This is a genomic window from Nostoc sp. NMS2, assembly GCF_017115105.1.
In the GTDB taxonomy this organism is placed as follows: Bacteria; Cyanobacteriota; Cyanobacteriia; order Cyanobacteriales; family Nostocaceae; genus Nostoc.
Map to the genome: position 1 here is coordinate 41,087 of NZ_JABXKH010000049.1, position 26,139 is coordinate 67,225.

The window sequence follows — 26,139 nt, forward strand, 5'->3', positions numbered from 1 at the left end:
TATTTAATGTGTGTCTAATTATTTTTGCACCAGTAATTTTTATTGCAAAAATATCACGGCGAAATTTGTTTAATGCATCTCACCGTGAGTTTATGAGATTATATCTAAAGAGTGGACAGGATAACCAGAGTATTTAAACTCTACAAAACTAAACCTTAAATCAAGCTTGAGCATCAACTATCCAGAAATGTGGATAACCAATTCTCTTAGATGACTATGCTGGCGATGTTCCCAAATATAAATTCCCTGCCAAGTTCCCAGTACTAGATGACCTCGATTAATGGGGATATGTTCAGATGTGTGGGTGAGTGCGGTACGAATATGTGCTGGCATATCATCGGGGCCTTCTGCATTGTGGATGTATTTGCCTGATTCTGGGACGAGTTTTGCCATAAAATTGGCTAAATCCACAAGAACATCAGGATCGGCATTTTCTTGAATAACTAAACTAGCTGAAGTGTGGCGCAAAAATAAAGTACAAAGACCAGTTTCAACCCCCGATTCTGCGACTGTGGCTTCAATTTTAGCGGTAATGTTGTAAAAAGATTTGGCAGTGGTGGAAATTTTTAGTAACTTTTGGTAGTGAGTCATTTAAAACAGTAATTGTTGATGACGGTAAAAGCTAATTAGCAGTTAAGTCTGCTTGATTTGGTCGTTGTTCTATTTAGTTATAATATAGCAATCCTAAATGAGTTGTGAAAATGCGCGATGTCCAGGATACAGCTGGCGAATAGGGGGTATTACCCCACAAGGAGCAACTGGGGTTGGTTTTGAACAATCAACAAGTCCTCTCCAAAAGATGCGCTTCAAATCAGTGCATCTTTCTTTTTGAGCATGAAAATTTGTGACAATTCGGCAGTTTGAAGTGTCCCTGGAGAACAAATGCTCATGAATTTAGGACTTGTTAGTCAAGCACAATGAACACGCAATTTAGCAAAAGAACTAGTATGAGTGTGAGCCGGAGTAGCATGATTAGACCAGTCAAAAAACTGACTTAAATTGATTGCAAAAGCAGTGGCGATATGTTGTAAATGTGTTTTGGCTAGTCCAAAATATCGTGTTCGTCGCAAATCAAATCTGCCGACACCTTGGGAAATAGTACCCTCAACACCATCTCGACGTGCATCGTTTTGTTAAAACTGTGGAGTTTGTTGTTAATGACGACGTTCTACAAGTGCCTGATATTCGTTACGTGATCCCAACTTCATCTTACGGGCGGCAGTAGCAGAACTTGTACAAACTAATTTCTTTAAATGTTCAGCACGTCATTAAAACACTGTAACAAATGTTCCGTATATTTCTGAATTTAGTCAGATAAAAACTAAGTAGATAAAAATTAAACTAAGCGTTCTGTTCAAAACAAAATAAATACAAGTTAATTTACGGATTAAGCAACAGGTGATAAATAATTTATTGACTGTATTATTTTTATCATCTCTCAGTTTATATGTCCTTTCACTAACTAAGATAAATTTTTCAAAAAGTAGCGCTAATTAGATAAAGTTGAGTTAATCTTGGAAACTAGCAATTGTTAAGAATATACGTTGCTACTGGGTGGCAACATTGGAGATTTGTTTTGGTCTCTATGTAATCAAACCAGCAAGTAAAATGATTAACATAGAATATGCAAGAAGGAAGCTTTATTTGGAGTCATCTAGAAAAACAGCATCGCACGGTTGGCAGATGGATTGATTGGGTATGGCTAATAGTATTGCTGTTGGCAGCAGTGTTACTGTTTAGCATCAATCTGGGAGGATTGCCCCTGCGAGATTGGGATGAAGGGACTGTGGCACAGGTTGCTCGTGAAATTTGGCACGCCCCAGCAGGTTCAATGCGTTGGCTTTACCCAACGCTAGGAGGCGAACCATATCATAACAAGCCGCCTTTAATGCATTTGCTCATTGCTTGGGCTTATTCTCTAGGAGGCGAAAATGAGTTGACAACGCGCCTACCTGGAGCAATTTTAACAGCGACATCTGTACCTTTACTGTATTGCATTGCTCGAGAGATATTTCGCCAACGTTGGGCTGCTATTTATAGCGCCTTGATTTATCTAACAATGCTACCTGTGGTGCGTCATGGGCGGTTGGCAATGTTGGATGGGGCAATGGTAAGTTTTTTGATGGTGATGATGTTGTGCGTGTTGCGATCGCGCCGAGATTTACGTTATTGTCTTGGTGTTGGTGTCAGTTTTGGGTTGATTTGCCTAACTCAAGGACTGCTAGGTGTGTTGCTAGGTGCGATCGCAATCGTATTTTTGTTTTGGGATACGCCACGGCTGCTCACCTGTTACTATCTGTGGATAGCAATCTTCATTGGCATTGTGCCTGTAGCTGCTTGGTATAGTGCCCAACTAATTCATTATGGTTACACTTTCGCCCAAATTGGCGTTGTAAATCCATCACTCGGTCGAATTGGCTCATTCGTAGAAAGCAATCCTGAACCACCTTGGTACTATGTTGTTGAACTTCTCAAATACACATGGCCGTGGTTATTATTCTTACCGCAAACTGTCCGCTTAACCTGGGAAAATCGCAACCTTAGTTGGGCAAAACTAGTAATGGCGTGGAGTGGTGTTTATTTATTGGTAATTTCTTTCATGATTACCAAAGTCCCCTGGTATTTATTCCCGATTTACCCTAGTTTGGCTTTAGCTTTTGGTATCCAATTATCAGAGACAGAAAATTCGCCTTTACTTTCATCCTATCCCCGTGCTTGGGTTGCTGGTTTGGCAATACTTGCAGTAGTCGCTTCTGCTGGTAGCATTTATTTCAGTTGGGGTACAACATCACAAACAGATTTACAACTGATTTTTGCCGCAGTAGCTTTAACAATGACCTTAGCAGCTATTTTGGCAGAACGAGGCGACGGGCAATTTCTGAAGATTTTGTTTTGGGGAAGTTATCTTTCGCTGCTGCTGTTAATGAAATCTAACTACTGGGTTTGGGAATTATCTGAAGCCTATCCAGTCAAACCAGTCGCCGCCATGATTGTGCGGGCAAATCCAGCTACGAGGAAGATTTACACATCTTTTCCCTACCATCGTCCCTCGTTGGATTATTATAGCGATCGCACCATCATTCCCGCTTCTGTTGGCGAACTGGAATATTATTGGCACTACAACGAGCAACCTTACTTCCTGCTTCATGCATCTGCTTTCAACAATCTCCAGCTAGATTCGATGAAGCTAATTGACCAAGCTGAAGGCTGGAAATTAGTTACGAAAGACATTAATCGTCTTTAAGTTTAGGGCATTGGGCATGGAAAAGAGGCAGAGGGGCGGGGGGCAGGGGGCAGGGGAAAAACTCTTCTCCCTTGCTCCCTGCTCCGCATCTCCCTCATCCCCCCATTCCCCCTGCTCCCCTGCTCCGCATCTTCCTCGTCTCCCTCATCTCCCTGCTCCTCTGCCCCCTGCTCCCTCATCCCTATTCCCTCCCAAGAAAGTAATTTCTCACAAATTTTGTCTTATCACAGTTAATACTTCATATACTTAAGTACTGAAATCCCTATTTGTTAAATTATTCGATATCTTTGTATAAATTTTTACTGTGATAAATAAACTCATCGCTTAAAAGCTAATAATCATCTGGCGATCGCCTTTTCCTAACAAGTATAAAAAATCTATAATTTAGTTTGAAGAAATGATAAACTCCGTAATCTTGCGGTTCTAACAGCGAGATTGATTTTTTTATACTCTAAATATTAGAAAATATTTCATTCATTAAATTTAGAACTAGGTGTTTATGGAGTTACAAAATCTTTCATTCTTACCACAAGAAATAGGAGGGCTTGAGACAGCAGCAAACCAGCCATTTTCAGAAGTATGGGCGAAGAAGTATTTGCGAAAGCTAGCTCAACAAGATGATCGCGTCGAAGTTCTCAAGCGGAGTGAAATCGCAAGTGAGGTTGCAACAACGTTAATGCAGGAACTCCGAACTACAAGTCTTCAAGCGTGGGGAAGAACAGAAGCACTTTTGTCTCAAGAGGTGATTCGGCATCAAATTGATCCTGAATTAATTAATCCGTGGGAAGTCGCAAAGGATACCCACCAGATTTATAAAACTGCCCTCTCAGCTTATGCTGAACAGATTCCTCCGTCGAAGTTTTCTACTCGGATTGCAAAGGATTTGGGAAACATTCGGCAGAAGTATATAGTAAATGATCCACGAGTGATTGGGTTCATTAGTATACAGTTCCACTATAGCGGACAAATGCTCCTCAACTTGGCACCGCCAGCGCAGCAACCATTGCTGAGTGCTTATTTTAAAGTGATTGATGACCATTTCTATATGCCGCTTCAGCGTGCTTACAAGGCAGCAGCAGAATATGCTTGCGACGCACCACAGTTAAAAGCAGTCCAGCAACTCTTGCCGTTATGCACTGAGATTGCGACCAAGATTGTAGAACGGGTGATGGAGTTGTATCCCACCTATTACTCCTACACAGGTCGTTTAAGTGATACTAACATTAGGATTTCAAGTATCCGTGATACGGAGATGTTTCAGGTCTATCTCTGGGTATGTATTTTGGAAAACAACATTAGTGCTGTTCAACAAGAGCTATTTCCACTATGTGTGATGCTGTATCCCAAATTGAAGGTAAGCTGGGAATTGGTGCGGCAATTAATTCACTTACTTGGTATCGAAATCCGCTCTCGTTTAGAACCGGAACAGGCTGCTTACTTTCAACCTTACTATGAGTCGTTGTGGGGAATGTTTTCACCGCAAGTATTCCCGGACATTGTTACTTCTTAGACCTAATTTCGTCATGTCTAACTTAGGATTTAGGCACTGTACAAAATAATCATGTTGTGTAGCAAGGTAAATACGTCGTTTCAGGTTTTTATTAATCATTGTTTGATGGGAAAATCGACCAGCGCTGTAGATGGATCTGGTTTTTCAAATCATCTATACTTGGTTTTTCCTGTCAATGCGTAAGTCCTAGCAGAGTATTTTTAGAGCTAATTCGCTAAGATTAATGCAAAGCTGTACTAAGTTGTAAATATTTTTGTCCACCTAAGTACAGTTGGCGCGAAAAAAACTAAGTATATTACGAAACGTAAATAGGCTTAAAGCCCTTACAAATGACATCTAAGGAATCATCGCTACCTTAATTACCTGTCGCGCCTTCATCTCACAAAACACCTGTTCTAAATCTTTTAATGGCCGTTGTTCGCTAATAAGTAACTCAAAGGGAATTTTGCGACTAGCGATTAGTGCCAACGCCTCCCGCACATACTCTGGTGTATTGTGAAACACGCCTTTTATAGTCAGTTCGCTGTAGTGTAGCTGTTCTGTATTAACGGTAATAGTGGTATGCCGTGGACATCCACCGAATAAGTTAACTGTTGCACCAGGACGGGCGCAAGCGATCGCAGTTTCCCAAACACTTGGTACACCTGTGGCTTCAATCACCACATCTGCGCCCCATCCTTGAGTAAGTTCTTTCACCACACTGGGAATATCCGGGATTTGATGATAATTAAAGGTCTGGGTTGCACCCAATTTCTGACCAATTTCTAGCCGATGGTGATTACCTCCCCATAGCAACACCTCAGCTTTTTTGCTCAACGCCGCCACAAACATCAGCCCAATCGCCCCATCTCCTAAGACGACTACTCGATCTTTGGGCTTGATATTAGAACGGGCTACACCATGCAACACACAAGCTAAGGGTTCCGTCATGGCTGCCAATTCCCACGGCAACTCATCGGGAATCTGCAACAAATTATGCTCTACTATCGGTGCGGGAATTTTCAAGTATTCCGCAAAGGTACCATTATTCCATGTTAGATTCGGACATAATGAATACTCTTGGCGTTGACAAAAAAAGCAATTCATGCATGGGGCAGAATTATTAGCGACAATGCGATCGCCCACTTGCCAATTTGTAACACCTGCTCCCAAGGCAACAATTCGCCCAGCAGCTTCGTGACCGAAAAGTGTCGGCGGTTTCAACATCTTGGCATGACCACCACGCCGCCAGACTTTCAAGTCTGTACCACAAGTTGTTGCAGCCCCCACTTGAATAACAACTTCACCAGCCGCCGGAGTGGGATCAGTAACTTTTTCTAAGCGTAAATCTTCCCTACCATAAAGTAACGCTGCTAACAAAGCTTTAAACCTATTTAATTAGCTCCATCCGATTTTATCAGGTGGAGCTAATTGATAGGTATAAACTTATATCTTGCACCTAGCCCTGGCGAATATAATCATGCCTCCGGCAGGCTGACGGGAAAGCGGCTATACAAACGAAGTCCGCCTGGTATTGTGAAGACAAACACAATATCAGGAATCAGACCGGAAGTCCGCACAGACAATTAAGCAAATCGGATTCTTATATAATTAGTGACATACTCCTACACTGATTGAGTACAATACAGTGTAGGCTTCTCACCAAATCCAGCTATTGCTTCGGATACTCGATGAGCTTTAAGAACGGAATGCCCTACCGCCCTATTCTTTATATTTATAGCTCCATTATGGTCACGGTCAAGACTGCACCCACAGTTAGGGCAATCGTGCCATCTTTCATGCAGCTTTTTAGGAACTTTCACGTTACAACCAGAACAATCTTGACTTGTGCCAGATGCAATAACTGTGATAACCAACAAACCAGCATTTTCGGCTTTGTTTTTTAGTATCGACAGAAAGCTTGACCATCCAGCATCAAGTACAGACTTCGCCAATCGAGTACGTGCAAGTCCTTTAACGTTTAAATCTTCAACTGCAATAACATCATATTTTTTCAATAAATTGTTAGCAGTTTTGAAATGAAAATCTTTGCGTTTATCCGCAACTTTCTTGTGCTGCCTCCCCAATTGTTTTACTGCTTTCTTTCTTCGATTACTGCCAATATGCCGACGTGAAACACGTTTTTGAATGACTCGTAAACGTTTCTGAGATGAGCGGTAATGTTGAGGGATTGCAACAGTTTCACCCACGGATGTGGTTAAGAATTCCTTTAAGCCAACATCAATTCCAGTTATAGAATCTGGGTTGAAGTCCGGTTTAGTAGTTGGAACTGTCGCATCTTCCAGGCTGAGGGTTATGTAATACCCATCCGCTTTTTTGGTTATAGATGCAGTCTTGATTTTGAATCCGGCGGGGGTAGAACGATGCAAAACAACCTTAACCTTGCCAAACATTGGGAGATTAATTAGATTGCCTTGTATGCAAGTCTCTTTCATACTCGGATAAGTGAAAGTCCGATAACGGTCACGAGCCTTAAATCTCGGTCTACCGCTACGTTTCCCGTTACTATCACCACCTAGAAAAAGGTCAAAAGTTTTCTTAACTCGTTTTACTACATCTTGGAGAACTTGCGAATAAATCTCACCGTAATGAGGATGAGTTTTCTTTAGTTCGGGAAGAGTTCTCTTTTGACTGTAGTAGTCAGGATTATCACGCAGGCGGGGAAGATGACAAACAAGAGGACAAGCGTTGACGGGACAACGATTTTGCTCATACCAGTTAAATCTGTCTGCCAGCAAATAGTTGTATTGAGCGCAAAGCATAGATAACCATCTATCTATCTCTACGGCTTGTTGTTTTGTTGGGCGAAGTTTGTACTGGTATGCTGTTCTCATTTGTTTTCCTCCTTACAAATATGAGAACATAAATATGTTCGCGTTGTGTACCAATAATGAAAAAAGATTTACATGTAAGGTTGAGTGAACGCAGAATCAACAAGTTACGCTTATTGGCTATTGAAAAGGATAAGACTATTACTCAAATTATTGAAGAATTAATTGACACCTTGGGAGAGCCAACAATAAAGATTGGCAATTCGTCAGCGACCAACGTTTCTAATTGAACTACGTTAAATATCGTTTGTTGGTCACTTCCTCATTGCCCATAATTCATCCCACACTGACTGAGTACAGTACAGGTGTGGGGCTTCTTCTGCTTCAAGCTAACGCCCAGTAGTTTAAGCTTTAACTTTAGCTTTTGACCAAACGCCGTTTTGATCTTCATCATATTGCTGATGAACAGACTCCCAGGCGGCTTGTTCGGCTGTGAACTCGTCATTTTTCTCATTGAAAACAGTGTTATAGCGCTCAATAAATGTGCGTTGAGCTTCATCAGAAAGATGAGCGCGAACTTCGGGAGACAAGTCTTGTGGGCTGTTGCATTGTCCAGGACAAGGGCGAGCAAAGGTTTTTTCGATCGTGTTAATTTCTTCGCCACCAGCACTTTCGAGTAGCAATTGAAATTCACCAGTGCGATCGCTCGGAACTTCTGCCATCACTAAGAACTCGCCAGCTTGTAAGCGGGTTTGATAGATAGCTGCTTTCTCTTCTGGCATCCCCAAAGTGGTTAGAACCGATACTAGACCTGCACCTGCACTACCTGCGATCGCTCCACTTGCAGCCCCCAGCAGTACTGCACCAATAGGCCCTGCTGCTACAATTGGGCCGACAAATGGAATAAACAGTACGCCTACACCCGTGAGTAAGCTGAGAAAAGAACCAAACAATGAACCAAAAACCGCCCCTGTTCTCAAACCTCCCAGAATCACATCTTTTTTACTAATAAAGCCAGCGATTCTAGTTTCTGACTGGAAGTTTCTACCCATGACCGAAATATGATCTCTAGGTACACCCCTGTCTAGTAAACGTCGAATTACATCATCAATTTGCTTCTGTTCTTTAAATACAGCAGATATAGTACGTTCTGCTTTGTATACTTCTGTCACTTAAATACGCTCCCTGTATTATTTTGTTTTTGCCATTGATATCGTGAAGAGGTAGATGCAGGCAGATTAATTCTTTTACAACAGTTAGAAGGAAGATTGATTCCTCCTTCTAATTGGTTTCGCAAACACCCATTATTAACTCAGACGTTATGAGCTACACACCAACAGGAGTCTTAGCCCCTTCTGCTGGCTGTCTACCATCTGGGCCCAGTGCTTCGCCTTCAATAAATGAACGCAGCATCCAAGCCATTTCTTCATGTTGTTCCATAAGTCCAGTCAGAAAGTCAGCAGTTCCCTGATCGTGGAACTCATCACCAGACTGATCTACATGATCTCTTAAGTTACGAATAACCTGCTCGTGGTCTTCCACTAGATTAGCTACCATTCCCGTTGCTGTGGGAACACTACCAGCATGTTCCTTAAGAGTAGCAATCTTCAGAAATCCTTCCATTGTTCCAACTGGATAACCACCCAAAGCACGAACCCGCTCTGCCAAAGCATCAATATTTAGAGTCAGCTTTTGGTAGTGTTCTTCCCAAAGCTGATGCAAAGAGCGGAACTGAGGGCCAACGACATCCCAGTGATACTTTTTGGTTTTCACCAACAGTAGATAGGCATCTGCCAAATCTTTATTTAACAGATTAATTACACCTTGACGCTGTTCTTCTGTCAACCCAATGTTTATCGCACGCATTGTTTTTCCATCCCTAAGCAAACTTATCTACTAACTTCTCAGATTTTATATACATTCCACATCAACCCAAGGAAACATTATCAGCTTAAATTAATTACCCATTTCTAATTATGCCTACGTCTTAATAGGTAGTATTAAGCCAATAGTCTAGTAATTAGCAACTTTAAACTCAAAGCATAATAATATTAAATGTGTAATATAGCAATCTTAAATGAGTTGTGAAAATGCGCGATGTCCAGATCCCCGACTTCTTCGAGAAGTCGGGGATCTAATTTTTCACGAATGATTTAAGATTGCTATAGTTAATTCAGAATTACGTAGAGCCTGCGGCATAGCTTCGCTTAACGCGGATGCCGGAGGCTCTATTACGAATTATTTAATTTGTCAGCCAGCTTAACATCAATAATTAGTAATGGGTCCTGCTTTTACACAATCACCCATTACTACCCAAAAATTGCCAGGACTATTAATTTAGTTACTTACCTGTAACTTTTTCCAAGACATTCTTTATATTTTCTTCCACAGAGGTTGCACCCTGTGAATTTTCAGGACGCTTCTGCTTATCAATATCAGCATCTCCCTGAACCTCATTGAGTCCTTTGTTTGACTCCTTTTGAACCTTTTCCAATCCTGCTGGTGGTTGTTGAGCAGCTTCGTCAGTTTTGCGTTGAATATCAAGCAGTTGTGTAGTACCTTCGGTAGGGTCACTTTGGTAGCTATTGATCGCAAAAGCAGGAAAAGCACTAGATAACAATAGTAAGGCGCAAGTAAAAGCCACAACTAGAAAACGTACTGGACTTAAGACAGATAAAACAGAAGCAATAATCTTCATTGGAAATCCTCGATAACAGCTTTAACAACGCAGAAGTTTCACTGAAAGAGCGGAAGCTTATAACTTTATTTGGCAAATTTAAGCAATAATAAAACTAGCAAGCAACGCTTCAATCTGGAAGCTCTTGTAAAACGAACCTGACCAAGAATTGTCTTTAGATTTCTGCATAGAATCAATAAGGGATAATAAGCAAATACCACCTTAATTCTGTAGCAAAATTCTTACATTTAATATTGACATTCTTTTCTCAAGGTTGCCTGTTTCTACTTGTACTTGGAAAATACTAAAGCCTGCATCAATCTCTAGAATGAACTTTCCTATATCTGTGGTTGCAATAAAAATCAGTCTCTAGATATATCGACTTAATATAGTTGTCGCAGCTTAATGAGTCTGGGATTTATGTTCAGTTAGCTCGAATTTATCCAATCAAAGCACTTTCACACGTATGCACCTTATAGGATATTTGTAAAGTATAAATTTATATAAATTTTCCCCTTAAAAAAGAGGGAAAATAAATCTTTTTTTAAACTTGATAAGTCTGCCTTATTACCTCTTCTATTGAACTTACATGATTGAACATTTGTATTAATTCATGGGATCTTGTTTGTCGCTTCGCCAGCAGTACTTTTAAGCGCATTAAATAATGAACATCTGGGTCATTTCCCAAGGCAACTTCGGCTGCTTGCAAGACTTTTGTCGCATTCTCAAAAATATCCTCGTTGTCAAAACCTTCTTTTGCAGAAATTTGATGTAATGCTGCATCGGGTATAGTTGCTCTACCGAGCAAGGTTTTATCTAACACCAAACCTTTCAGTAATGTCAGTAAAGACGCATAGATCAAAAAATCATCACAACTATCACAAGCCTTAAATTCAATGCGTCCCACTTCAGCCGGGATGCGGGCGATTTTTGTTAGCGAAGGTATACTATTAATCAGTTGTTCTTCTTTCTGAACAAAAACTAAGGCTGCGGGTCTTTTTCCGGTTCTGATAAACGTTCGTACCGATAACCCATCCCATAAACCTCCGTTATAAAAAGGAGAACTATAACTAAAAGGGACGATATAGGGACTGTAATAAGTTAGCTTTTTGCCAATATCAATCACACTTTCAGTAGACAAATCTGCCACTGAAATATTTAAATCTGGCCCATAAGACACCATGTGAATATTAGCAGTTTGTTCATCAGGATAAGCCTCTAGCTGTTTGATTTCATAATCATTTAATGGAGGCTGAGGCTCAAAAGCCGGATTGTAAGGATTAAAACTGACCAAAACAGGTGATAAGCCAAAGTTAGCAGCAACTTCACGTAGTAAGTGAAAACTTTCTGATAATTCTGTAATAGCGCCTTGAATATCAGAATGGATAGTTGTTCTAATTTCAATACCTTTAACATGACAGTCTATCACTTCATCGGAATCTGCAAATCTTTCAAATCCTTCAATGTACCATCTCTTCATTTTAATACCCGCATCACCTACGCGCAGTTGAGGATAGTCGCTGGGATATGTGGGTAGCTTTTCAATAATTTGATTAAAATCAGCAAATTTTGTGTGGGAAAAATCAGCAAATTTTCCTTCTTTGTTTAGGAAAGCGACTTCATGCTCAATGCCAAAGAAAAACATTATCTATACCTTTATTGCTTAGAATTAACCTAATCTAACTAATAAATATTTCCAAAAATTAAATATGCTTTATCCAGAACCCTTGTATAGAGGTATCACGAATATTTGAGATACTCCAATCGAATTCACTTTAACTATAAAAATTCTCAATAATCGGATAAATGAATTTTACCCTAAGATTGGCTTTGTGCGATTTGAAAACCTTTCTGATTTATTTTTCTGTGTTGCCGTCACTATCTTCCTAGTCGCTGGGTAGGGTAGCTTAGTAATGACTGAGGAAAGCTTGAGACGTGAGTTTATGACAAGTACCGTTCAATCCCCCTACAGCAGCGAACAGATTGCCGCTTGGTTGCGTGGGCTGCTCACCATTGCTTGGGCAGATGGTAATTTTGATGCCCAAGAACAGGAATTAATAGCCAGCATCACCAAAGATGAATTGGCTCCTAAGATGAAATGGGACTCACTAGAGGTAATTACGCCAGAAGAATTAGCCGCAGTGTTGGGTAAAGGTACACCAGCCGCAGAAAATTTCTTAAGGACAGCGATAATGGTAGCGATCGCAGATGGCACTTATTCTCCCAGCGAAGATGAGGTTCTACAAGAGTTCTGCCAAGCCTTAGAACAGCCAGAGAATTTACTAGAAGCCCTTCGCCACACCCTAGAGAACCCACAACAAGTGATCCCTGCTATTGCACTTACAAAGCGTCAAATTAATGCACTACACCCCCTGCGCGACTGGCTCGATGGGCTAGATATCCAAGACCCAAGAGTAGCCCGCTTTTTGTGTAAAATGATTCCCTCCCAGTGTCCCTTTGAGCGGGATGTCACCTTATTTGGACGTAAGATTGTCCATATCCCGCCAATGTGTAAAATTAACCCCTTGTATGAGCAACTGGTAGGCTTACGTTTCCGCGCCCTTTCTTATCTAGCTGATAAATGTGGTGAAGATGTTTCACCATATATTTAGTTAGAGTTAGGAGTGAGGAGTAAAGAGTTATAATTTGTAACTCCTCACTCTTCACTATCATTTAAGTATGCAATTTATCGATCAAGCAAAAATTGAAGTTGAAGCTGGTAAGGGCGGCGATGGTATTGTCGCCTTCCGGCGAGAGAAATACGTGCCGACTGGTGGCCCCTCTGGTGGTAATGGAGGACGAGGCGGTTCGGTATTTTTCGTAGCCGACGAAAACCTACAAACCTTGCTGGACTTCAGATACAATCATCGCTTTCAGGCAGAAAAAGGGACTCGTGGTGGGCCAAATAACTGCACTGGGGCAGGAGGAAAAGATTTAATCATTGAAGTTCCTTGTGGTACAACCATTTATGATGCTGAAACTGGCGAATTGCTGGGGGATTTAATTGAGCCTAAGCAGACTTTGCGGATTGCTCAAGGTGGTAAAGGCGGATTAGGAAATCAGCATTTCTTGAGTAACCGTAACCGCGCCCCAGAATACGCCCTCCCCGGATTACCAGGGGAAATCAAGCAGTTGCGTCTAGAGTTAAAACTTTTGGCAGAAGTGGGGATTATTGGCTTACCAAATGCTGGTAAATCCACTTTAATTTCATCTTTATCAGCTGCACGTCCGAAAATTGCCGACTATCCTTTTACTACCCTGATCCCAAATTTGGGTGTAGTGCGAAAACCAACTGGCGATGGTACTGTTTTCGCCGACATTCCCGGACTAATTGAAGGAGCAGCTCACGGGGCTGGATTAGGGCATGATTTCTTGCGCCATATCGAGCGCACGCGAGTGCTACTTCACTTGATTGATGCCACTAGTGATGATGTGGTTAGAGATTACAACACAATTAAGGAAGAATTACAAGCCTATGGACGGGGTTTAGCAGAACGCCCGCAAATTTTGGCGCTGAACAAAATTGATGCAGTAGATCGGGAAACTGTCGATTTGGAGGCGTTAGCTACCCAACTTAATCATCTCTCTTACGCCCCGGTTTTTGTAATTTCAGCAGTTACTCGCACCGGGTTAGAGCCGATGTTACAAGAAATCTGGGGAATTCTCGACCAAATGAAGGTTCCTCAAGAAGTGGAGGCATTGAGATAATTTGTAATTCGTAATTCGTAATTCGTAATTACTACTTCATTGACAGGAAAGACCAAATATAGATGATTTGAAAAACTGTATCTGTCGTAGGGGCAATTCGTGAATTGTCCCTACAGCGAGGTCTATTTTCCATCAAAGAATGATTAATAAAGGCAAGCTTTGGTTCAATACTTCTGCATAGGTTTTTTGTAGGAAGTAGTAATTTATGACAGCAATACAACAAGAAATCATGGTAAGCTTTGATTTTTACTCACCTTTATATCTACTTTATAAATAGCATCTAAATATTAAAATATCTTAATATATTAAGTGTTACTTTTTTAGCACCCTAATGGAGTTAACTTTAAAAGAATTTAAGTCAAAACTGATATTAGAAATCCAAGCCTGTCTACAATTGGCAGTTCCTCTAGTAATTACTCAAATATTAGAAGCGGGTATTCCTTTATTGGATGGGGTGATGATGGGCTTACTTAACAGCCAAGCTTTAGCTGCGGGTGCTTTAGGTGCTGTTACCTTTTCGACTCTAGCTTCCGTTTGTCGTTCTATTCTTTCAGCCGCAGGTGTGAGTGTCGCAAATGCCTTTGGTGCAGGGAAAATAGACCAAGTTAGCCGTGCTACTGGTCAAGGAATTTGGTTAGCTGTGACGATGTGCTTACCTGTGATGTTTATTATTTGGCACTTTGACTATATCTTGCTGCTTACTGGTCAAGAAGAAAGCAATGTGTTGTTGGCTCAAACATATTTACGGTCTATTGTTTGGGGGTTTCCTGCTGCTCTTGGTTTTTGTATCTTAAAAGAAGTTAGCTCTGCCCTCAATCGCAGCCAATTCTTAACAGTAATTACGGTGTCTGGACTATTATTAAATGCGGGTGCTAATTACGTATTAATGTTTGGCAAATTTTGTTTGCCAACTCTGGGTTTAGCTGGTATAGGTTGGGCAAGCGCACTCATTTTTTGGCTGAATTTTATCGCCACCGCCAGTTGGATTTGCTTCGATAACTACTTTAAAAACTACCAACTTGATTCGGCTCTGCATCACTTCGATAAAGATATGTTTATGGATATCTTCCAAACTGGATGCTTCTTGGGGTTGCAGTATGGAGCAGAAATTGGAGTATTCACTGCCACTGCTTTAATGATGGGGTGGTTTGGGACAGAGACTTTAGTAGCCCATGAAATTACTATTGAGACAGAAAGTTTTGTCGAAACGGTGTCTATAGGTCTTTCCTATGCCGTCACCATGAGAGTAGCACAGTTGAAGGGACAAAATGATCTCAAGGGTGCAAGCAGAGCGGGATTTGTCTGCATTGCGTTTGTTACTCCCTTTGTAAGCATTGTGGCACTAGTTTTTTGGCTGTTTCCCAACTATATTGTGGCAATGTTTTTAGACACCAGTAATCTAGATAATATCGAGATAGTTAAAACTGCAATTTCTTTCCTCGCTGTGGGGGCACTAGTCCAGATATTTTATTCTATTCAGACTATTGCTGCTGGTGCTTTGATCGGATTGAAGGATACCAAAGTGCCAGTGTTAATCACTATGTTCGCTTACTGGGGAGTGGGTCTAGGTGGGGGCTATTTGATGGCATTCCCTTTCGGCTGGGGTGCTATAGGTTTATGGTTGGGTTTAGTAGTAGGGCTACTCATGGGTGCAGTGCTTTTAACTTGGCGTTTTTATCTTTTGACTTCTGAAATTGATTCTCTGTAAACTTGCACTTAATAATTACTCTTTTACCGCTATTAGATAACTCATCTCTCAATACTGTTCGGTTAAGGCAAGAGATACAATGAATCGCCGTCTCTACAATAATCTTCTTTCGTCTTGACAGCGATTTATCGCATCTTTGTGATCTAAAATTTTCATCAAAAAATCTTAACCGAACCGTATTGACTCATCTCTTACTTTGCATACTTTGCATACTTTGCGTACTTTGCGGTTCGTTTAATTAAAATCAAGTGCATTTTCATGGAGAATTGGGATGAGATTGAGTTTGCTTGAACTGCCCTAAAAACTTCAACCTTTGTACCTTTGCCATGCAGAATTGACTATTTTAGCAATGATTTCTGTGTATGTCACACCACCCAAACGTCCCATAATTGGCAAGTCTGAGCGGATATGATGTAGCCCTGGTAATGGGTTAACCTCCATAAACTGCAACACACCGCTAGCATCGCAGCGCAAATCTACGCGGGCAGCATCTTGGCAACCAAGAGTATGGTAAGCATCTAGCCCTAGCTGCCTTGCCTGTGCTGCCAGTGGTTCGGGATCTATGAGCAAACGATAAGATACCCGTTCTAGATACTCATCCTTGTTGAGGGTGGTATAGGCGGAGGTTTCTGCTTGATCTGTAAAAATTACTTCCATCACACCTACTACCCGTGAGTTGCTTCCGTTGCCAACAATACCCACTGTCATTTCTCTACCGGGAAGAAAGGTTTCTACCAGTATGGGTTGCTGAAAAAATTCGCGTAATACTTGATAAGTATTTACTAGCTCTTCGCGTTCTTTGACAAGAGAACACCCTGTTACCCCTTTAGAACTGCCTTCCGCCACAGGTTTGAGGAAAAGTGGCATTGGCAGCGATACGGCTGCGGCTTCGGCGGTGGTACTCACTACTTCAAAGGGGGCTGTAGGCAAACCGCGATCGCGCAGTACTCTTTTAGCAAGGGCTTTGTCTAGCGTTAGAGCGCAGGTGAGCGGATCGGAAAAGGTGTAAGGTTGAGCGAATAATTCACAAACTGCCGGGACTTGGGCTTCACGAGAGCGACCCTTCAAACCCTCAGCAATATTGAAAACCAGATCCCAGCGATCGCCTTTGGCCAAGCGCAGAGCAAGTTCTCTACCATTGCCCACACGTTCAACCTGATGACCTAACTGAAATAGTGCATTTTCCAGCCCGATGATAGTTTCTTCGTCGTCGAACTCCATCACCTCAGAGGCACTGAAACCAGCCTGAAGGTAGTCTGCCTTCAGGTCATAACATAGACCAATGAATAACCCCATAGCCCGATAATTCCCAGTGAGAAAGCTTTCTCTGTCAGCTTTAATATACAACTCAGATTAATTGCAGAAATTTTGATTACTAAGTCCTCAATCAAGTCGGAGCTATTCATCAACAACATCGAACCAGATAGGAGATTGATCGTTAGGTGAACCGTTAAAGTTGGCAGTAATTTCTTCTCCCACTTCTATATCTCGGTAGGCAATATACTCCACCTCCCGTTCGGCGAATTTTTTCACATAGTAAGTATTAGGACGGTAAGAATGGTTGAACAGGGACACTAAACCAAGTGCGATCGCCGCAGCTTTATCTTCCCAATCGTAGTAATAGTTGCTCAAAATTGTTTGATCGAGCAATTCAACCTGTTCTGCAGGTATAACAACAACTGCTGCTCTATCAACGATCTCTCCTTTTAAAAAGCGCTTCTGTGCGAAGACACCTCGACCCTTTAGGTTTGTATTACCAACAATCAACATTCCAACTAATCTCCTACAATTACTTAGTTTTTTGGTTTGCCATCATCTAAAAGAATCATTCCAACTGGCTCTTTTAGATAATGGCGATCAACTATCTATATAGTGTTAGTCCTGCTCCACAGGATCTACATAAGTGTATGTCTTACCTGCCCAATTTTGCACTGTAGCTGTGCCCTTCTCATAAGCAAGTAGAGTCTCAGCTTGAATTGGGACTTTACCACCACCGCCAGGAGCATCAATCACATAAGTTGGTACAGCGTAGCCAGTGGTATGACCACGCAATTGAGAAATTAAATTAAGGCCAGTTTGAACACTCGTTCGTAGATGTGCGGTACCAACAACTGGGTCGCATTGGTAAAGATAATAGGGACGCACCCGCAGCTTGAGAAGACCGTGAAACAGATTCTTCAGGGCTTTTTCCGAATCATTTACATTTTTTAATAGCACGGTTTGACTGCCTAGAGGAATGCCGCCATCGGCTAGGCGATCGCAAGCTTGTGCCACTTCTGGGGTAAGTTCCCGCAGATGACAAAAGTGCAAAGACAGCCACACCCGATGTTTACGCAGCAATGCAACTAGTTGCGGTGTAATTCGCTGCGGTAAAAAACTCGGCACGCGAGAACCAATTCGGATAAATTCAATATGCTTAATGGCACGCAGCCGTCTAAGCAAGTTATCTAAAGGTTCATCAGCCATCAACAGAGGATCGCCACCGGAAATTAGCACATCACGGATCTCGGTGTGTTCCTCCAGGTAAGCAGCGATCGCATCCAAGCGCCGCGTTACTGGGTGCATCTCACCTTGGCTCACTAAACGAGAGCGGGTGCAGTAACGACAATAAGCAGCGCAAGTATCTAGGGCAAGGAGCAACACGCGATCGGGGTAGCGGTGTACGAGTCCTGGTACTGGAGTGTCGCTATCTTCACCGCATGGATCTACCATGTCTGCTGCACTAACTATTAGTTCTTCTTCCCGTGGAATCACTTGTAACCGCAGTGGGCAAAGGGGATCTTCTGGATCGAGTAGTGATGCAAAGTATGGGGTTACGGCTACAGCAAACTTCTCTGGGGCGATTAAAAGTCCCTGTTCTTCGGTAGCACTCAGCCTTAATAACTTCTGAAAATGCTCTAGCTTAGTCAAGCGATGCCGCATTTGCCAGCGCCAATCGTTCCAGCGTTCTTGATTATAAGTCTCTCCCAAAATCTGACAAATTTCTTCACACCGAACATCGGTTACTAAAGGATCTAAAGTAGTGTTTTTGAGCATGATTAGAACTAAATTAAGCTGAGAATGATAAACCAATCACCACAGCCTAGCTTGCATTTCTCATAAGTCCCGCGATCGCGCTCGTCACAATCTATACCCAGAATATATTTCGGGCATTTTTGACAGGTTATTTTTTGATGAAGTGTGATTAGGAGGAGATGATATAAAGCGATCGCAGACCATAAACTCGCTTCACCTATATCTGATACGAGATACGCCATTTCTTGGTGAAGTAGGAAACCTACACTGGACTTTGTAATCCAAGTCAGTGTGGCTACTTCACGTAGGAATTAATACAAAAGCTTAAAGGCTTTGCTTACTGGTAAAAAAACGGAGTTAGACTAGAATTGCAGGGTAACAATCAGAGGAAAATTATGATGAGCGATCGCGACTATACATTAATCATTGACAAAAGCGGCAGTATGTCCACACCCGACCAAGTGGGTGGTAGAAGTAGATGGGAGATCGCCCAAGAGTCTACACTCGCTTTGGCAAGAAAGGCTGAACAGTTTGACCCCGATGGCATCACCGTTTACTTATTTTCTGGTAGATTTAAACGCTACGATGATGTCACTTCGGCCAAAGTCGCACAGATATTTCTCGAAAATGACCCTGCTGGGACAACAAACTTAGCTGGTGTGCTTCAAGACGCACTCAATAATTATTTTCAACGTAAAGCAGCTGGTAAAACCAAGTCAAACGGAGAGACAATTTTAGTCATCACCGATGGTGAACCAGACGATCGCAAAGCTGTATTTGAAGTCATTATTCATGCTACTCGCCAGATGGAGCGTGATGAAGAATTAGCAATTTCGATCATTCAAGTAGGTTCAGATGCCCAAGCAACTAAGTTTCTCAAAGCTTTAGATGACCAGTTGCAAAGTGTGGGTGCTAAATTTGATATTTGCGATACGGTCACTTTAGACGACTTAGAAGAAATGAGTCTTGCAGATGTATTGAGCAACGCCATAACTGACTGATTGATAATTTAATTTAGCAGTTTGGACTAAATGTTTAGAGAAGTTATTAAATGCTAGAAAATCGTGATTACACCTTGATTATTGACAAAAGCGCCAGCATGTCAACCCCAGATAAAAAGAATGGCAAAAGCAGATGGTTAGCATTACAAGAATCGACATTTGCATTAGCTACTAAATGTGAAGAGTTTGATCCAGATGGAATCACGATTTATCTGTTCGCTAAAGAATTTCAACGTTATGACCATGTAACTTCAGCTAAAGTCAAGCAGATTTTCACAGAAAATATACCTGGAGATACAACTAATTTAGCAGGCGTACTGCAAGACGCAATTAATAACTACTTTCAACGTAAAGCTAATAGTCAAACCAAGCCAGCAGGAGAAGTAATTTTAGTTGTTACCGATGGTACACAAGGCGATCGCCAAGCCGTCTATGAGATAATTATCAATGCTACTCAGCGTTTGGAAAATCCTCAAGAATTAAGAATTTCTCTCATTCAAGTAGGTGCTGATACAAAAGCAACAAAGTTTCTTAATGCTTTAGATGTTGGCTTACAAAGTGTTGGCGCTAAATTTGATATTTGTGACACCATCACTTTAGAAGAATTAGAAGAAATGAGTCTTACTGATGTCTTAATTAAGGCAATAACTGACTGAATAGGTTAGAATTTTTTATTAAACACTTTGGGAAATATAAATGCTAGAAAATCGTGATTACACATTAATTATTGACAAAAGCGGCAGCATGGCAACCCAAGATCAAAAGGGTGGCAGAAGTAGATGGTTTGCAGCACAGGAATCTACTTTAGCTTTAGCTAGCAAGTGTGAGCAATTTGACCCAGATGGGATCACTATTTATGTATTTTCTGGTAAATTCAAGCGATACGAAAATGTGACATCGAGCATAGTATCGCAAATCTTTCGAGAAAATGATCCCTCTGGTACAACTGACTTGGCAGGTGTGTTGAAACACGCAACTGATGATTACTTACAACGCAAAGCAGCCGGTCAAACGAAGCCAAATGGTGAAACAATTTTAGTGGTTACTGATGGTGAACCGGACGATCGCAAAGCAGTGATGAAGGTAATTATTGAAGCTTCTCGCCGCATCGATCGAGATGAAGAATTAGCCATTTCCTTCATTCAAGTCGGCACAGATCCACAAGCTACTCGCTTTCTGAAAGTCTTAGATGATGAACTACAAAGTGCTGGTGCCAAGTTTGATATCTGTGACACCGTTACTATGGAAGATATGGAAGATATGAGTCTATCAGAAGTACTGCTCAATGCCATTAATGACTAGCTATACCATTTAGAGGAATTGCAAAAATGGATTCCATTGATAAGCTGTTAGCTGAACTGCAAACTGAATATAAAGAAGTCCAACCACAACAGCAACAGTCAAAATCAGCCACAGCCAAATCCTTTATTCCATCATCGCCAAAGTCGGCATCTTTTATGGATAACCTTTTGGCAGAGGTTAAGGCTGATTTTGCAGAAGAGGATGCTGCTATTGAGTTAAAAAAACAACAAGCACTAGAACAGGAAAGAATTCGCCAAGAACAACTAAAAGCCAAACAATTAGAGGCTTTGAAAGTGCAAGCAAAAGAATGGTTAGCCAAAGTAGATCCACTTTCGTCTGAAGGACTTTGGTTTGAAAGGTTTGCTGAAAGTTACCCCTCAAAATTAGAGGCAGCAATTGAATATTTAAGAAGCAATGAATGAAAGGGAACAGGGAATAGGGAAATAAGCCAGTGAGGCTTCTGCTTATCTAGCTAAAATTATAAGTTAGCAATTATTGTTTATTACCTGTAGCAATTGGTGTAGGAGTTACAAACAAAAAGATCCCCGACTTCTTCAAGAAGTCGGGGATCTGAGCCTCTCCATGTTTGTAAATTAATATTGATGGTGATTTGTTCGATTTGAGTGTTGAACAGCCCATTCATGCATAGCATAGAGAATTGGTTGCAAAGTTTCTCCTAAATGCGTTAGAGAATATTCTACCTTTGGTGGAATTTGGGGATAAACTTCTCGATGGATAATGCCGTCTTGCTCCATTTCTCTAAGTTGCTGAGTCAACATCTTTTGCGTAACTCCAGGTAAAGCCCGTTGTAACTCACCAAATCTTTTTACGCCAGTCATTAATTCTCTAATAATCAAAACTTTCCAGCGTCCACCAATCACCTTTAGGGTAGTTTCTACTTCACAAGTCAGCCTGATATTGTTTTCTGCTTCAGCTTTCATAGTCAGTTTTTAGGAAGTACCTTACTTAGGTTTGCTGGGTAGTACCGCTAGTTAAAAGTATGGGTACATCTATAACACTCCACAAAATTTAACTGCTCTCTTTGATGGACTAAACTTTTTTGGCAACGTGAAAAGCGGAGATATATGAGAGATGAAGACTGCCTCCAAAGTCATCTTCTATACTGTGTCTCAATCCTGCAAATAATGCTTCTTTGGTGTGTGGAGCTAACTTTAGGTACGGCGAGTAAGTGTTTAAAAGCATTAAATATTCATCAACATTATATGTCACTTCCGATGCAAATCGCCCGGATATCAAATCTTTAAATTGACCCGAATCGATGGCCATATTGCCTAATCCTCTCAATATCTCTTCTTGGGTTTCTATGTCTTCATATCGATCAAGAGATGGAGCATATAGTTGATAGATTTGGGATAACCGTTGATATACTTGATAGCAAGGTTGAAGTTCCTTGTTCCATAGTAAAATCAGGTAGCCACCTTGTTGTAGAGTACTTGCTGCTTTTGGATATCCTACTTCTTGTGATATCCAATGAAAAGAACTCGCTGCTAAGACGGCATCAAATTTAGAAGTCTGTAGCGCCCACTCTTCAAAAGATGTATTCTCAATCTCTACATTGGGATACGGTTGACAATTCTGTTGAGCTAACCGAAAAAAATCTGGGTTGGGTTCTAAGCAAACCATTGAGCAACCCAATTGAGCGAATGCTATCGTTGCAGTTGCAGGGCCACATCCTACTTCTAGAATTTTTGAGTTAGTGGAGAGTTGAGCAATTTCCACAACTTGGTGAATTAAATCCTCTGGATAGCGGGGTCGTGCCTTGTTGTAAGCCTCTGCTGCTGGAGAATACCAATTTTTTCGCTGTTCGAGGTCTTTACTGGAGTAGCTGATTATTGCTTGTTTTAAGTCTTCCATAATCTACTTGGGGATAGCGCTTCAAATAAAGCAATGTGGAATTAATTTGAAGAAGGCAAAAGGCAAAGTTTTTACCTTTCAAGCTAGATGTTGAAGGGAGCATCCACTTTTGGAAGAAACACTGGGCGATTGGAAATCGCGGCTACACAAACGAAGTCCGCCTACGCGGACTCTCTGAAACCCGCGCAGGCGGGTTTAGTTTGTATAGCCCCAGACTTCTAGTCTGAGGGCAATCTGCCAAAAGTGGATGCTCCCGATGTTGAATGTTCTCAATTTTTTTAAAATTAGATACTCAACGATAACTATATAGGAATCCGATTTGATTACTGTTCGCGCAGCGTGGCGTAGCCATACTTACTTGGGTAGGGAGGGAACAGGGAATAGGGAACAGGGAATAGGGAACAGGGAATAGGAAAGAAGGGAATAGATGTGTACTGGGTTTTTTCAAAAATCAAATACGAGTCCTATAGTTACGTAGCTATCAACTCAGAATCGATTTCCGACGGCGCACTATCTTGGACTAGCGATCGCGTTTCACCGTTATGGAGGATACCACCAACCATTGCTAACAAGGCGTTTACTTTGCGCGATCGCCACATATCTACAAGTTTTTCCACTTTGGCAGCAGACATCCGTCGCATCATCGCTTCGTAGAGATAAGCAGCATGTCCAGTTTCATCTTGGGCAATACTTAGCATTCCTAACTTCAAGTTACGACCGGTTGGCTCTTTATCAGGTAATACTTTCGCCATTCGCGCAAAGTCTTTACTAGCATCTAACTCAAGAATGTATGTGCTTGCCATAAACACATCCCAGTCAATGACAGCAGGTTTAAGTTGTTCTTGGGTATAACCTTCAAAGAATGCTGCAAAAAATGGGCTACGCTGCTGTTGTGATTTGTTTGTGGTTGTAGTTTGGGGTTGACGCTTAAAATCTATAACTTGTTTATTCATCTGTTGTAAGGCGTGGGCAAAAACTTTACCATGCCTAGTCTCATCTGATGCGTGTTTTGCTAGTTTTTCGGCTAGCCATGTATCGCCTTCGGCAGAGGCGCGATCGCTAAGTGCAGATAAAAACGGCACAGAACCAGATTCGGCGAAATAAAACCCTGCAAGGATGTTGGGGCGGGTTTTAGAATCACGAATTTGAGCAGCAGAGTAATAGGCAAAAGCACCTGAACCAGCTAAATGCAGAATGTGAGTTAAGAAGTTCATCAGAAATTGCCACTGATAATTGGGAGGTTACAATTCTTATACTAATGTGCATTTTCTATTCGGGTGTCGGCAGAGGGCAGGGGGGAATTTTGGAAGTTGTTAAATCATCTCGCAAATATGCAATGCCCCATTTTGGATTTTGAATTGCTTGTGGCAATGATGTCAATGGTTAACAAATACAGCACCTTGCAAGTAAGTGAGGTACAAATGCAGGACTCACGCATTAGATAGATGTTCCTACCTCCTGCCTCCTGTCTCAAAACCCGTAGCTCTTTGTACTTCATGCAAAAGAAAACTGCTGTATATCTTTGCATTTTGCTAGTATCATCGCACAGAGGTAATTTGGTAAGTTTGGATGGAGAAATTAACTAAACCAGTACGATTTTTGCTGTGTGCAACAACTATCATCTTTTTGGGTTTGATGGGCTGCGATCGCTTTGTCAATACTTCTGGAGAACCAGTTGAGCGTGTGAGTGATGGCGATACTTTAGTAGTTAAAGATACAGATGGCAAAAATGTTACCGTGCGCTTTGCTTGTGTAGATGCGCCAGAAATAGCCCACTCTAATAAAGAAAAGCAGAGTAAACGCACTAGCGATCGCAATCAATTTACTTGGGGTGTGAAAGCTCAAGAACGGGTGCAACAATTGGTGCAACAAGGAGGCAATCGCGTGACTTTGAATATCACAGATAGCGATCGCTATAAACGCAAAATTGCCGAAGTTCGTTTACAAAATGGCACTTTTGTGCAGCAAGTATTGTTAAAAGAAGGATTGGCAAAAGTATATCGTCCTTATTTAAACAAGTGTCCTAGTAAAGACTTAGTTCAACAAGCCGAAGCTGAAGCCAAGGAACAACGTATTGGGATTTGGAGTGACACTAAATTTGTTAATCCTTGGGAATATCGCAGCTTATATAAAAAGTAAAACAGGAGTCAGAATGGGCTAAACCCTAGCTATCCGCTAACAGGAGCGGAGCCGGAGACGCTCCGCCTCCGGTCAGAATTCAGAATTGGTGAATACTCTACGCATAAAGTCCCCTTACTCTTCTCCCCAGGTTTGTAGTTGCAAATAAACTAGTATCATCGTCACTGCTAGTAATAACGTCGCTGCTGCTGCTGCATAACCAAAATCAAATTGACCAAAAGCCTCTTGATAAATGTAATAAACCAGCAAATTAGTCGAATTCAGTGGGCCACCGCCAGTCATCACATAAACTTGCTCAAAACTCCGCAATGTAAAAATCGCGGTAGTGATGATTGTAAATATCACAGTAGGGCGCAATCCAGGTAGAGTAATATACCAAAATTGTTGCCAAGCATTTGCTCCATCCAAATCTGCTGCTTCATAACGACTGGGAGGAATTGCTTGCAAGCCTGCTAAAAAAACTACCATATTGAAACCCAGTTGTTTCCAAATACTCATTAAAATAATTATCGGCATTGCCCAAAATGTATCTCCTAGCCAGGGGATGGCTGGAATCCCAAAAAAATCTAAAAGTCCGTTAGCTGGCCCTGATGTTTGAAACAGCCAGCGAAATCCCAAGCCGGCTGCCACAAGTGAGATAATTGAAGGTAGAAAATAAGCACTCCGCAGGATGCCCCGCAAGGGAATGGAGCGGTTTAATAGCACTGCCAATCCCAAGGAAATAACTAAACTGGGAATAATGGTGGCAACAGTAAAATAAATGGTGTTACCCAGAACTTGCCAAAAGTCAGGGTTGAGTAGCAAGCGCCAATAGTTTTTTAAGCCTATCCAATAAGTGCCTTTTAAGGTGAAACTACCAGCAGTAAAGCTGAGGTAAAACAAATAAGCGATCGGCCAAATGATAAAAGCACCCAGTAAAATTAGTGCTGGTGTGAGAAAAGTCCAGGCAGCTACTGTATCATTATCCAACCATGACTTAGTATATTTTTTTGGCATCTATAATTTTTCCTCTTAGCTGTTATGACCCTCGGCCCTGATTCTACCCTTAGCTTGGTTTCTCCTAGTATTAGCGATCGCTTGGGTTAAGGGCTACTGACAACAATTTTGGGTTTTGGAGACGCGATAAATCGCCGTCTCTACAAGTGTTTTGGGCTTATCTGAACTGTATTGGGGTAAACTCTTGGTTCAT

The 26,139-nt window shown here is 41.5% G+C and carries 25 protein-coding genes and 1 pseudogene; 10 read left to right on the plus strand and 16 right to left on the minus strand.

Going from position 1 to position 26,139, the window contains the following annotated elements:
• Positions 1-177 precede the first annotated feature (177 nt).
• Together HWQ36_RS09145 and HWQ36_RS09150 are read right to left on the minus strand one after the other, a co-directional pair.
• A complete protein-coding gene (locus HWQ36_RS09145) occupies positions 178-591 on the minus strand; it encodes a secondary thiamine-phosphate synthase enzyme YjbQ (protein WP_292700926.1) in 414 nt (137 codons plus the stop codon).
• A gap of 386 nt (positions 592-977) precedes the next feature.
• Positions 978-1,121: pseudogene (locus HWQ36_RS09150) on the minus strand (transposase); the annotation flags it as partial.
• A 503-nt stretch (positions 1,122-1,624) separates the two neighbouring features.
• Between HWQ36_RS09150 and HWQ36_RS09155 the strand changes: the two are divergent.
• Both HWQ36_RS09155 and HWQ36_RS09160 read left to right on the plus strand, forming a co-directional pair.
• Positions 1,625-3,244, plus strand: a complete 1,620-nt coding sequence (locus HWQ36_RS09155) for a glycosyltransferase family 39 protein (RefSeq protein WP_292700929.1) — start codon at positions 1,625-1,627, stop codon at positions 3,242-3,244.
• A 499-nt stretch (positions 3,245-3,743) separates the two neighbouring features.
• Positions 3,744-4,754, plus strand: a complete 1,011-nt coding sequence (locus tag HWQ36_RS09160; protein ID WP_292700932.1) for a hypothetical protein — start codon at positions 3,744-3,746, stop codon at positions 4,752-4,754.
• A gap of 336 nt (positions 4,755-5,090) precedes the next feature.
• Here HWQ36_RS09160 and HWQ36_RS09165 read toward each other — a convergent pair whose 3' ends face one another.
• The 6 genes from HWQ36_RS09165 to HWQ36_RS09190 form a co-directional block, all read right to left on the minus strand.
• Positions 5,091-6,113: an alcohol dehydrogenase catalytic domain-containing protein gene (locus tag HWQ36_RS09165; protein ID WP_292700935.1), complete on the minus strand. Its 1,023-nt coding sequence runs from the start codon at positions 6,111-6,113 to the stop codon at positions 5,091-5,093.
• 245 nt (positions 6,114-6,358) lie between these two features.
• On the minus strand, positions 6,359-7,588 hold the full coding sequence (locus HWQ36_RS09170; RefSeq protein WP_292700938.1) for a transposase: 1,230 nt from the start codon (positions 7,586-7,588) through the stop codon (positions 6,359-6,361).
• Positions 7,589-7,929: 341 nt separating this feature from the next.
• Entirely contained in the window at positions 7,930-8,697 is a 768-nt protein-coding gene (locus HWQ36_RS09175; protein WP_292700941.1) for a ChaB family protein, read from the minus strand.
• Positions 8,698-8,851: 154 nt separating this feature from the next.
• Positions 8,852-9,391 carry a Dps family protein gene (locus HWQ36_RS09180; RefSeq protein WP_292700944.1) on the minus strand — a complete coding sequence of 180 codons (540 nt, stop codon included), beginning with the start codon at positions 9,389-9,391 and terminating at the stop codon, positions 8,852-8,854.
• A 475-nt stretch (positions 9,392-9,866) separates the two neighbouring features.
• Positions 9,867-10,223, minus strand: coding sequence for a hypothetical protein (locus HWQ36_RS09185; RefSeq protein ID WP_292700947.1), 357 nt, complete (start codon positions 10,221-10,223; stop codon positions 9,867-9,869).
• A gap of 523 nt (positions 10,224-10,746) precedes the next feature.
• Positions 10,747-11,847, minus strand: a complete 1,101-nt coding sequence (locus tag HWQ36_RS09190; RefSeq protein WP_292700950.1) for a glutamate--cysteine ligase — start codon at positions 11,845-11,847, stop codon at positions 10,747-10,749.
• A gap of 298 nt (positions 11,848-12,145) precedes the next feature.
• Here HWQ36_RS09190 and HWQ36_RS09195 point away from each other — a divergent pair, with 298 nt between their 5' ends.
• The 3 genes from HWQ36_RS09195 (at position 12,146) to HWQ36_RS09205 (ending at position 15,618) form a co-directional block, all read left to right on the plus strand.
• Positions 12,146-12,814 (plus strand): Mo-dependent nitrogenase C-terminal domain-containing protein, encoded by a 669-nt coding sequence (locus HWQ36_RS09195; RefSeq protein WP_292700953.1) that lies wholly within the window; start codon positions 12,146-12,148, stop codon positions 12,812-12,814.
• A gap of 67 nt (positions 12,815-12,881) precedes the next feature.
• Complete coding sequence (gene obgE / locus HWQ36_RS09200) at positions 12,882-13,910, plus strand: GTPase ObgE (protein WP_292700956.1); 1,029 nt, start codon at positions 12,882-12,884, stop codon at positions 13,908-13,910.
• Between the two features lie 331 nt (positions 13,911-14,241).
• The gene (locus HWQ36_RS09205) at positions 14,242-15,618 is read left to right on the plus strand and encodes an MATE family efflux transporter (RefSeq protein WP_292700958.1); all 1,377 of its coding nucleotides are present in this window, start codon (positions 14,242-14,244) and stop codon (positions 15,616-15,618) included.
• A 306-nt stretch (positions 15,619-15,924) separates the two neighbouring features.
• On the opposite strand, the gene HWQ36_RS09210 is transcribed toward HWQ36_RS09205, so the two are convergent.
• The 4 genes from HWQ36_RS09210 to HWQ36_RS09225 all read right to left on the minus strand — a co-directional run bounded on the left by HWQ36_RS09210 (position 15,925) and on the right by HWQ36_RS09225 (position 18,875).
• Positions 15,925-16,914 carry a D-alanine--D-alanine ligase gene (locus tag HWQ36_RS09210; protein ID WP_292700961.1) on the minus strand — a complete coding sequence of 330 codons (990 nt, stop codon included), beginning with the start codon at positions 16,912-16,914 and terminating at the stop codon, positions 15,925-15,927.
• 102 nt (positions 16,915-17,016) lie between these two features.
• Positions 17,017-17,388, minus strand: coding sequence for an SET domain-containing protein (locus tag HWQ36_RS09215; protein ID WP_292700964.1), 372 nt, complete (start codon positions 17,386-17,388; stop codon positions 17,017-17,019).
• Positions 17,389-17,493: 105 nt separating this feature from the next.
• Positions 17,494-18,654, minus strand: a complete 1,161-nt coding sequence (locus tag HWQ36_RS09220; RefSeq protein ID WP_292700966.1) for a KamA family radical SAM protein — start codon at positions 18,652-18,654, stop codon at positions 17,494-17,496.
• 8 nt (positions 18,655-18,662) lie between these two features.
• Positions 18,663-18,875 (minus strand): hypothetical protein, encoded by a 213-nt coding sequence (locus tag HWQ36_RS09225; protein WP_292700969.1) that lies wholly within the window; start codon positions 18,873-18,875, stop codon positions 18,663-18,665.
• Between the two features lie 153 nt (positions 18,876-19,028).
• On the opposite strand from HWQ36_RS09225, the gene HWQ36_RS09230 reads away from it, so the two are divergent.
• From HWQ36_RS09230 to HWQ36_RS09245, 4 genes are read left to right on the plus strand one after another with little or no spacing between them, the layout of a single operon-like run.
• Positions 19,029-19,634 (plus strand): VWA domain-containing protein, encoded by a 606-nt coding sequence (locus HWQ36_RS09230; protein ID WP_292700972.1) that lies wholly within the window; start codon positions 19,029-19,031, stop codon positions 19,632-19,634.
• A 50-nt stretch (positions 19,635-19,684) separates the two neighbouring features.
• The gene (locus HWQ36_RS09235; RefSeq protein WP_292700976.1) at positions 19,685-20,290 is read left to right on the plus strand and encodes a VWA domain-containing protein; all 606 of its coding nucleotides are present in this window, start codon (positions 19,685-19,687) and stop codon (positions 20,288-20,290) included.
• Between the two features lie 40 nt (positions 20,291-20,330).
• Positions 20,331-20,936 carry a VWA domain-containing protein gene (locus HWQ36_RS09240; RefSeq protein WP_292700978.1) on the plus strand — a complete coding sequence of 202 codons (606 nt, stop codon included), beginning with the start codon at positions 20,331-20,333 and terminating at the stop codon, positions 20,934-20,936.
• Between the two features lie 26 nt (positions 20,937-20,962).
• A complete protein-coding gene (locus tag HWQ36_RS09245) occupies positions 20,963-21,358 on the plus strand; it encodes a hypothetical protein (protein WP_292700981.1) in 396 nt (131 codons plus the stop codon).
• A 171-nt stretch (positions 21,359-21,529) separates the two neighbouring features.
• Here HWQ36_RS09245 and HWQ36_RS09250 read toward each other — a convergent pair whose 3' ends face one another.
• From HWQ36_RS09250 to HWQ36_RS09260, 3 genes are all read right to left on the minus strand, one after another.
• The gene (locus tag HWQ36_RS09250; protein WP_292700984.1) at positions 21,530-21,877 is read right to left on the minus strand and encodes a helix-turn-helix domain-containing protein; all 348 of its coding nucleotides are present in this window, start codon (positions 21,875-21,877) and stop codon (positions 21,530-21,532) included.
• 109 nt (positions 21,878-21,986) lie between these two features.
• The gene (locus HWQ36_RS09255) at positions 21,987-22,811 is read right to left on the minus strand and encodes a class I SAM-dependent methyltransferase (protein WP_292700987.1); all 825 of its coding nucleotides are present in this window, start codon (positions 22,809-22,811) and stop codon (positions 21,987-21,989) included.
• 470 nt (positions 22,812-23,281) lie between these two features.
• Positions 23,282-24,025 (minus strand): ferritin-like domain-containing protein, encoded by a 744-nt coding sequence (locus HWQ36_RS09260; protein ID WP_292700990.1) that lies wholly within the window; start codon positions 24,023-24,025, stop codon positions 23,282-23,284.
• 355 nt (positions 24,026-24,380) lie between these two features.
• Between HWQ36_RS09260 and HWQ36_RS09265 the strand changes: the two genes are divergently transcribed.
• Positions 24,381-24,950 carry a thermonuclease family protein gene (locus tag HWQ36_RS09265; protein WP_292700993.1) on the plus strand — a complete coding sequence of 190 codons (570 nt, stop codon included), beginning with the start codon at positions 24,381-24,383 and terminating at the stop codon, positions 24,948-24,950.
• Between the two features lie 114 nt (positions 24,951-25,064).
• On the opposite strand, the gene HWQ36_RS09270 is transcribed toward HWQ36_RS09265, so the two are convergent.
• On the minus strand, positions 25,065-25,946 hold the full coding sequence (locus tag HWQ36_RS09270; protein WP_292700995.1) for a sugar ABC transporter permease: 882 nt from the start codon (positions 25,944-25,946) through the stop codon (positions 25,065-25,067).
• Positions 25,947-26,139: the final 193 nt, after the last annotated feature.

Bases quoted from the DNA above. Each gene is read 5' to 3' on its own strand.
- HWQ36_RS09250 (WP_292700984.1), bottom strand. From the start codon at position 21,877: ATGAAAGCTGAAGCAGAAAACAATATCAGGCTGACTTGTGAAGTAGAA.
- HWQ36_RS09170 (WP_292700938.1), bottom strand. From the start codon at position 7,588: ATGAGAACAGCATACCAGTACAAACTTCGCCCAACAAAACAACAAGCC.
- HWQ36_RS09245 (WP_292700981.1), top strand. From the start codon at position 20,963: ATGGATTCCATTGATAAGCTGTTAGCTGAACTGCAAACTGAATATAAA.
- HWQ36_RS09260 (WP_292700990.1), bottom strand. From the start codon at position 24,025: ATGAACTTCTTAACTCACATTCTGCATTTAGCTGGTTCAGGTGCTTTT.
- HWQ36_RS09230 (WP_292700972.1), top strand. From the start codon at position 19,029: ATGATGAGCGATCGCGACTATACATTAATCATTGACAAAAGCGGCAGT.
- HWQ36_RS09155 (WP_292700929.1), top strand. From the start codon at position 1,625: ATGCAAGAAGGAAGCTTTATTTGGAGTCATCTAGAAAAACAGCATCGC.
- HWQ36_RS09195 (WP_292700953.1), top strand. From the start codon at position 12,146: ATGACAAGTACCGTTCAATCCCCCTACAGCAGCGAACAGATTGCCGCT.
- HWQ36_RS09270 (WP_292700995.1), bottom strand. From the start codon at position 25,946: ATGCCAAAAAAATATACTAAGTCATGGTTGGATAATGATACAGTAGCT.
- HWQ36_RS09255 (WP_292700987.1), bottom strand. From the start codon at position 22,811: ATGGAAGACTTAAAACAAGCAATAATCAGCTACTCCAGTAAAGACCTC.
- HWQ36_RS09185 (WP_292700947.1), bottom strand. From the start codon at position 10,223: ATGAAGATTATTGCTTCTGTTTTATCTGTCTTAAGTCCAGTACGTTTT.
- HWQ36_RS09225 (WP_292700969.1), bottom strand. From the start codon at position 18,875: ATGGCGTATCTCGTATCAGATATAGGTGAAGCGAGTTTATGGTCTGCG.
- HWQ36_RS09220 (WP_292700966.1), bottom strand. From the start codon at position 18,654: ATGCTCAAAAACACTACTTTAGATCCTTTAGTAACCGATGTTCGGTGT.
- HWQ36_RS09190 (WP_292700950.1), bottom strand. From the start codon at position 11,847: ATGTTTTTCTTTGGCATTGAGCATGAAGTCGCTTTCCTAAACAAAGAA.
- HWQ36_RS09145 (WP_292700926.1), bottom strand. From the start codon at position 591: ATGACTCACTACCAAAAGTTACTAAAAATTTCCACCACTGCCAAATCT.
- obgE (WP_292700956.1), top strand. From the start codon at position 12,882: ATGCAATTTATCGATCAAGCAAAAATTGAAGTTGAAGCTGGTAAGGGC.
- HWQ36_RS09210 (WP_292700961.1), bottom strand. From the start codon at position 16,914: ATGGGGTTATTCATTGGTCTATGTTATGACCTGAAGGCAGACTACCTT.
- HWQ36_RS09180 (WP_292700944.1), bottom strand. From the start codon at position 9,391: ATGCGTGCGATAAACATTGGGTTGACAGAAGAACAGCGTCAAGGTGTA.
- HWQ36_RS09240 (WP_292700978.1), top strand. From the start codon at position 20,331: ATGCTAGAAAATCGTGATTACACATTAATTATTGACAAAAGCGGCAGC.
- HWQ36_RS09160 (WP_292700932.1), top strand. From the start codon at position 3,744: ATGGAGTTACAAAATCTTTCATTCTTACCACAAGAAATAGGAGGGCTT.
- HWQ36_RS09205 (WP_292700958.1), top strand. From the start codon at position 14,242: ATGGAGTTAACTTTAAAAGAATTTAAGTCAAAACTGATATTAGAAATC.
- HWQ36_RS09215 (WP_292700964.1), bottom strand. From the start codon at position 17,388: ATGTTGATTGTTGGTAATACAAACCTAAAGGGTCGAGGTGTCTTCGCA.
- HWQ36_RS09265 (WP_292700993.1), top strand. From the start codon at position 24,381: ATGGAGAAATTAACTAAACCAGTACGATTTTTGCTGTGTGCAACAACT.
- HWQ36_RS09235 (WP_292700976.1), top strand. From the start codon at position 19,685: ATGCTAGAAAATCGTGATTACACCTTGATTATTGACAAAAGCGCCAGC.